This window comes from Hymenobacter sp. ISL-91 (assembly GCF_018613725.1).
Classification (GTDB): domain Bacteria; phylum Bacteroidota; class Bacteroidia; order Cytophagales; family Hymenobacteraceae; genus Hymenobacter.
In genome coordinates this window covers 74,323-80,579 of sequence record NZ_JAGGPS010000002.1, presented here as the reverse complement: position 1 = coordinate 80,579, position 6,257 = coordinate 74,323, and the positions used below count along the sequence as shown (strand labels likewise).

The window sequence follows — 6,257 nt, the reverse complement described above, 5'->3', positions numbered from 1 at the left end:
CACAAAGCCCACGTGGTGCAGGCCTGCCACAAACAGTGGGCAGCGGCAGGCCTGAGCCTGTTGTTTTTGCCCCCTTACAGTCCCGAACTCAACCACATCGAATTGCTCTGGCACCGCTGCAAGCATTACTGGATAAGGCCACAAGACTATGCCACCGACCAAACACTGCTCCAACGACTCGAAGACGTCTTAACCAACGTCGGCAAACAATACACGATTACTTTTGCATGACTACTTAACCCCTGACAATTGGTTTACCGCTGCAACGAAGCGGGCGAGATGCTTCGCTCTGCTCTGCATGACGTGCATGTATTCATCCCAACCTATTCTTTCTCCACCGGAAACTCAAACTCGCCTTCCAGCGTGAAGCGCCGGGCGCCGCGGCCGACCTCGCACACCTGGCAGCGGTAGGTGCCGCGCAGCCAGTGTCGCTCGGCATTGACACCCGTAATCACCACCTGGCCGGGGTTGTCGGCGCACGATTTGGAGTAGGCCGATATGGCGCCGTAGCGGTAGGAGGCGTCGCGGTTGCGGCCACTCAGAATTTCCTGGAATTTATAGGCGCCTACTTTAATCGGAAACCGGTCGATGATGATGTTGAGCCCCTGCCCGTCGGGGTCGTCGGCGCGCACGATGTTGAGGCGCAACGCCCGGTCTTCACTGAGAAAAAAGCGCGAGCTAAGCGTATCGGCGGGTACATTTTTGCCGTCGATGCGCAGCGTGAGGTGCCGGACGGGCGTGGCCGCCGGTGCGGGAGGCATAGCGGGTGCGGCTCCCAGCAACGGCAGCAGCAACAGGGGAAGAAGGCGTTTCATGGCAGCGGGCAAAACAAGAATCAGCCCAGAAACTACGCAAAAACTGGTTGCGTCGCATTGTTGCTGATGCTGGCCAAGCGGGCAACTGTAACGCGAAGCTATGCTTCGCGCTTGCGAGAACAGCACGTAGCGGTAGGCCAGTTTTGTCCATTTAGCACGCTCGGTCGCGAAGCAGAGCTTCGCGTTACAGCGGCACGCCGAACTTCTGGCCCAGGCTTTCCAGGTCGCGGAGCACCGGCTCCAGCAGCGGAATGCCCTCTAGCAGGCGTACGGCGGCGGTTTCGCGCTCCGGGTCGCCGGGGATGAGCACGCGCTGGCCCTCCGTGGCGCGGGCGGCGCGGAAGGTGGCAATCCAGTTATCCATATCGGCCTTGAACTCGGCGGCGGGGCGGAAGGCATCGACCCGCATGGTCCCGAAAAAGTGGCCCAGGCCCTGCCCCACGGGGTTGGCGGCCGGCTGCAGAAAGGCCACGAACGGCGGCACCCAGGGCCCGTAGTTGGCCCCGCTCAGCACGGCCGAAAATATATCGACCACCGCGCCCAGCCCGTAGCCTTTGTGCGAGCCGGTAGCCCCGCCCAGCGGCAGCAGGGCGCCACCGTTTTTCACGGCGTTGGGGTCGGTCGAGCCCGTGCCGGCCGCGTCCTGGGCCCAGCCTTCGGGGATGGGTTGCTGCTTGCGTTGGGCAATTTCGAGCTTGCCGTTGGCAGCGGTGGTGGTGGCCATGTCGAGCACGAAATCGGGCTGCTCGGCGGCGGGCACGGCCACGGCAATCGGGTTGGTGCCCAGCAGCCGTTCCAGCGAGTGGGTGGGCGCCACCAGGGGCGAGGCGTTGGTCATGGCCACCCCAATCATGTCGTGGGCCAGCGGTAGCATGGCGTGGTAGCCGGCAATACCGAAGTGGTTGGAGTTTTTTACTGACACCCAGCCCGTGCCTACTTGCCGGGCCTTGTCCATGGCTACGCGCATAGCCTTGGGGCCCACCACCAGCCCCAGGCCCCCGTCGCCATCGACTACGGCCGTGCTGGGCGTTTCGTACGTGACGCCCACCCGGGGCGTGGCGTTGATGCGGCCGGCTTCCCAGAGGCGCACGTAGCCAATCAGTCGGGCCACGCCGTGCGAATCAACGCCCCGCAAATCGGCCGAAAGCAGCGTTTCGGTGGCCAGCGTGGCGTCTTCCTCGGGGCAGCCCATGGCGCGGAATACGGACTCGGCAAAGGTGAAAAGCTGGGCGTAGGGAAGCGTGGTGGTCATGGATAGGAAGGGGAATGGCAACAAAAGAACAACCAATGAAGAGGCTGTAGCGCGAGATGGCAGAACAGCTGTAGTGCGAAGCTTCTGCTTCGCGTATCGTTACTGACTGCCAACGATTCCGTTCAACTACAGCATTTCGGCCAAAAGCCCTTCTTTCAGCGCATAAGCCGAGGTGCGGATGCGGGTCAGGCCGGTCAACTGCAGCACGTAGTCAATCAGCACTGAAGCCACGACCAGCATATCGGCGCGCATGGGTAGAATGCCGGGAAGGGCCTTTCGTTGTTCGTGGTTGAGGCTGAGCAGCTGGTTGTAGCTGTGCCGGAAGCTGCCCAGAGCCAGTTCGGTGCTCGGTGGCAGCTCGGCCTCGGTGCGCAGCTGGCCCAACTGCATATCGGCTAAGCTGTCGAAGCTGCCCGAAGCGCCAATCAGGCTAACCGGCGGAAACTCGGCCAGGGCGGCGGCCAGCGGGGCCAGAGTTTCGGCCAGATACTGCTGCTCGGCCACAATGGCTTCGGCGGGCATGATGCCGCTGGGCTCCGGGAAAAACTTGTCGAGTAGGCGCTGGGCGCCTATTTCGAAGCTGCGCTTCCAGAAAATGGTGGTGTCGTTGGCCAGGATGAATTCCACCGAGCCGCCGCCAATATCCATGATGAGGTGGCACTCGGGCCCCAGCGGTACGGCCTGCCGGACGCCCGCGCAAATCAGCTCGGCCTCCCGGTCGCCGCCAATAACTTCCACCCGAATACCCGTCTGCTCGAAAATATCCTTGACCAGCGCGGGGCCGTTTTCGGTGACGCGCATGGCGCTGGTGGCCGTGGCACGCACGTCGTTCACCTGATGCAACTCAATTTCCTCGCGAAAACCCAGCAGCGCGTGCAGGGCCCGCTCGTAGGCCGGCTCGGCAATGCGGCCCGCGCTGATGCCGCCTTCGCCCAGCCGCACGCCTACTTTGGTGCGCAACAGCGTGCGCGGCGCCGTCCGGCCGTCGTCAGCCAGCTCCACAATCAGCAGGTGAAACGTGTTGGTGCCCATGTCGATAAGGGCCAGGCGGCGGTGCAGCATAATCGTTATTTTTTTGGTAGGCTAACAGTTCGTCATTCAGAGCGGAGCGAAGAATCTCGCATGCTGACGTTGGATTATTCGTTGCAACGTCAGCACCCGAGATTCTTCGCTCCGCTCTGAATGACGTGCGGTTTATTCCACTGAAACCAATCAGGTGGCGAACCGGCAGAAGGTGCCCAGCGGGAGCTTGCGGGCCCCGGCGTCGTGCAGGTAAATCTCCCCGATTTCCCGCTTGTCGCGCATCGTGGGGAAGATTTCACTGACCAGGTTGTCGAGAATCAGGGCCGAGAAACCGAGCGAATACAGGTTGACGAGAAAGAAATGGTCTTCGGGGTCGAGCAGCTGCTGGCAGAGCTTGAGCATTTCGTTGAGCTCATCTTCGAGCTGCCACTTTTCGCCGTTGGGCCCGCGGCCGTAGGCGGGCGGGTCGAGGATGAGGCCCTGGTACTTGCTGCCGCGCTTCACCTCGCGCTTCACGTACTTCATGGCGTCTTCCACCAGCCAGCGCACCCCATCGAGGCCCGAGGCTTCCATGTTGTCGCGGGCCCAGAAGTTGACCTGCTTCACCGAATCGAGGTGCGTTACGTCGGCGCCGGCGGCGCGGGCGGCCAGCGTAGCGGCGCCAGTGTAGGCAAACAGGTTGAGCACCCGCGGCTGGGCCGCCTTGCGCCGGCGCGTTTCGTTGTAGATAAACTGCCAATTAGGGTCCTGCTCCGGGAACAGGCCCACGTGCTTGAACGACGACATGCCCAGCCGGAACCGCAGCTTCAGGCCATCGGGCCGCTCGTAGCCTATGTGCCACTGCTCGGGCGTGCCGGGCTTTATTTTCCACTGGCCGCGCTCCTGGCTGCCCTTTTCGCGGGTGAAAATGGCGTTGGCGCGCTGCCACTCCGAGGCCGGCAGGTGCGGGTCCCAGATGGCCTGCGGCTCGGGCCGGGCCAGAATGTGCTGGCCGAAACGCTCCAGCTTCTCGAAGTTGCCCGCGTCGAGCAGCTCGTAATCGGCCCAGGGGCTCGTGGTAAGGAAAGTATACATGCTGAGGCAAAGGTAGGGGGTTAGGAATTTGGGTGATGGGGTGGATGCAGGTACAACCCGTTTGTCATCCTGAGCGGAGCGAAGGACCTTCTTACGGCAGCACAACGTAACAACGATTGGTGCTACCGTAAGAAGGTCCTTCGCTCCGCTCAGGATGACAAACGGGTTGCACAATCCTACCTTTGGCCTATGGAAACCACGCTGCACTTCTATAAATACCAGGGCACCGGCAACGACTTCGTAATGGTCGATGACCGCACCAGCCAGTTCGATGCCACCGACCATGAGTTGGTGCGCCGGCTTTGTGACCGGCGCCGCGGTATTGGGGCCGATGGACTGATTCTGCTGCGCCAGCACCCGGAGTACGATTTCGAGATGGTGTACTTTAATGCCGATGGCTATCTGGGCTCGATGTGCGGCAACGGCGGCCGCTGCACGGTGGCCTTCGCCCGGCAGCTGGGCGTCATCGAAACCGATACCCACTTCTTGGCCATCGACGGCCCCCACGAGGCCCGCGTGGCGGCCGATGGTACCGTACACCTGCGCATGCAGGACGTGCGCGGCCAGCAGGAAATCGACGAGTACGGCGTGTTCCTCGACACCGGCTCGCCCCACCTTGTGTGCTTTCAGCCGGCCGGCAGCCTAAGCGGGCTGGATGTGGTAACCGCAGGCCGAACCCTGCGCAACGGCGACTTATTCCGCGAAAAAGGCACCAACGTCAACTTCGTGGAGGTGCCCGCCACGCCCGACCAGCCCTGGCCGGTGCGCACCTACGAGCGCGGCGTAGAAGACGAAACCCAGAGCTGCGGCACCGGCGTAACGGCCGTAGCGCTAGCCGCCTCACGCCACGGCGCGGCCAGCCCCGTGCAACTCCGCACGCCCGGCGGCGAGCTGCAGGTAGCCTTCGAAACCCAACCCAACGGCTCATTTACCAACATCTACCTCAGCGGCCCCGCCACCTACATCGTTCTTTGCAACTTTAGGTACATCTATTCTAGCGCTTGGTAGCTGGCGCTCAGAATGACGTTCGTTTCCACGTACTACCTACCATGCGCTATTTGCTATGCCCGAAACCGAGTTTCTTACCGTTCACGCTGTCAGCCTCGAAGAGCACGGCCAGCCGGTACTCAGCGGCATCAGCTTCAATCAGGCGGCCGGCCGTAAGCTGGCGCTGGCGGGCGAATCGGGGGCGGGGAAGAGCACGTTGTTGCAGGTAATTGCCGGGCTGGTGCAGCCCACGGCGGGGGAGGTGCGCTTCGCCGGTCGCCGCGTACGTGGTCCCCAGGAGGTGCTGGTGCCGGGGCATCCGGGCATTGTGTATCTGTCGCAGAAACCCAGCTTGCCCAAGTCGTTGCGCGTTGAGCAGGTGCTGCGCTACGCCAGCAAGCGCCCTGCCCCCGAGGCCCGGGCCGTGTATGAAGTTTGCCGCATTACGGGCCTCATGGCCCGGCGCACCGACCAGCTTTCGGGCGGCGAGCAGCAGCGGGTGGCGCTGGCGCGGCTGCTGCTCTCGGCGCCGCGCCTGCTGCTGCTCGACGAGCCCTTCTCCAACCTCGACCGCACCCACAAGCAGCAGCTTCAGCAGGTCATTCGCGAGGTGGGGGAGGAGCTAAGCATCACCTGTCTGCTCGTTTCGCACGATCCGCTCGACACGCTGCCCTGGGCCGATGAGTTGCTGGTGCTGGAGCGCGGGCAGCTGGTGCAGCAGGGCCCGCCCGAGCAGGTGTACCGCCAGCCCGTGAGCGAATACGCCGCCGCCCTGCTGGGCGACTACAACCGCCTCGAAGGCCCCGACCTGCGCGCCCTGCTGGCCGCGCCGCGCCGCCGCCTGCCCGGCCCGGTACTGCTCGTGCGCCCCGAGCACCTGCAACTGGCCCCCGCCGGCAGCCCCGGTGTGGCCGGCACCGTGCGCGCCGTGCGGTTTATGGGCAGCTACTACGAAGCCGAAATCCAGCTGCCTGCCACGCTGCTGTGCGTGCGCCTGCCCGCCGCTACGGTGGTGGCCGGCGAGGCGGTGGCGGTACAGCTGGCGAACGGTACTTTTGGCAGGTAGAAAAGAACGTCATTCAGAGTACAACAAAGAATCTCGTTTG

General features: G+C 63.3%; 7 protein-coding genes. 3 read left to right on the top strand and 4 right to left on the bottom strand.

Annotated features, from left to right (window positions below; genetic code table 11):
• On the top strand, window positions 1–231 hold a 231-nt coding region (locus J7E24_RS00580), incomplete at its 5' end, for a transposase (RefSeq protein ID WP_215134046.1).
• 92 nt (window positions 232–323) lie between these two features.
• On the opposite strand, the gene J7E24_RS00575 is transcribed toward J7E24_RS00580, so the two are convergent.
• The 4 genes from J7E24_RS00575 to J7E24_RS00560 all read right to left on the bottom strand — a co-directional run bounded on the left by J7E24_RS00575 (window position 324) and on the right by J7E24_RS00560 (window position 4,164).
• Window positions 324–815, bottom strand: a complete 492-nt coding sequence (locus J7E24_RS00575; RefSeq protein WP_215134044.1) for a hypothetical protein — start codon at window positions 813–815, stop codon at window positions 324–326.
• A gap of 184 nt (window positions 816–999) precedes the next feature.
• Window positions 1,000–2,067: an Ldh family oxidoreductase gene (locus J7E24_RS00570; protein ID WP_215134042.1), complete on the bottom strand. Its 1,068-nt coding sequence runs from the start codon at window positions 2,065–2,067 to the stop codon at window positions 1,000–1,002.
• Window positions 2,068–2,193: 126 nt separating this feature from the next.
• Entirely contained in the window at window positions 2,194–3,129 is a 936-nt protein-coding gene (locus J7E24_RS00565; protein ID WP_251046947.1) for a phosphatase, read from the bottom strand.
• Between the two features lie 150 nt (window positions 3,130–3,279).
• Window positions 3,280–4,164 carry a class I SAM-dependent methyltransferase gene (locus J7E24_RS00560; protein WP_215134040.1) on the bottom strand — a complete coding sequence of 295 codons (885 nt, stop codon included), beginning with the start codon at window positions 4,162–4,164 and terminating at the stop codon, window positions 3,280–3,282.
• A 189-nt stretch (window positions 4,165–4,353) separates the two neighbouring features.
• Between J7E24_RS00560 and dapF the strand changes: the two genes are divergently transcribed.
• Complete coding sequence (gene dapF / locus J7E24_RS00555; RefSeq protein WP_215134038.1) at window positions 4,354–5,172, top strand: diaminopimelate epimerase; 819 nt, start codon at window positions 4,354–4,356, stop codon at window positions 5,170–5,172.
• Between the two features lie 55 nt (window positions 5,173–5,227).
• Window positions 5,228–6,217: an ABC transporter ATP-binding protein gene (locus tag J7E24_RS00550; protein ID WP_215134036.1), complete on the top strand. Its 990-nt coding sequence runs from the start codon at window positions 5,228–5,230 to the stop codon at window positions 6,215–6,217.
• The last annotated feature ends 40 nt before the right edge of the window (window positions 6,218–6,257 follow it).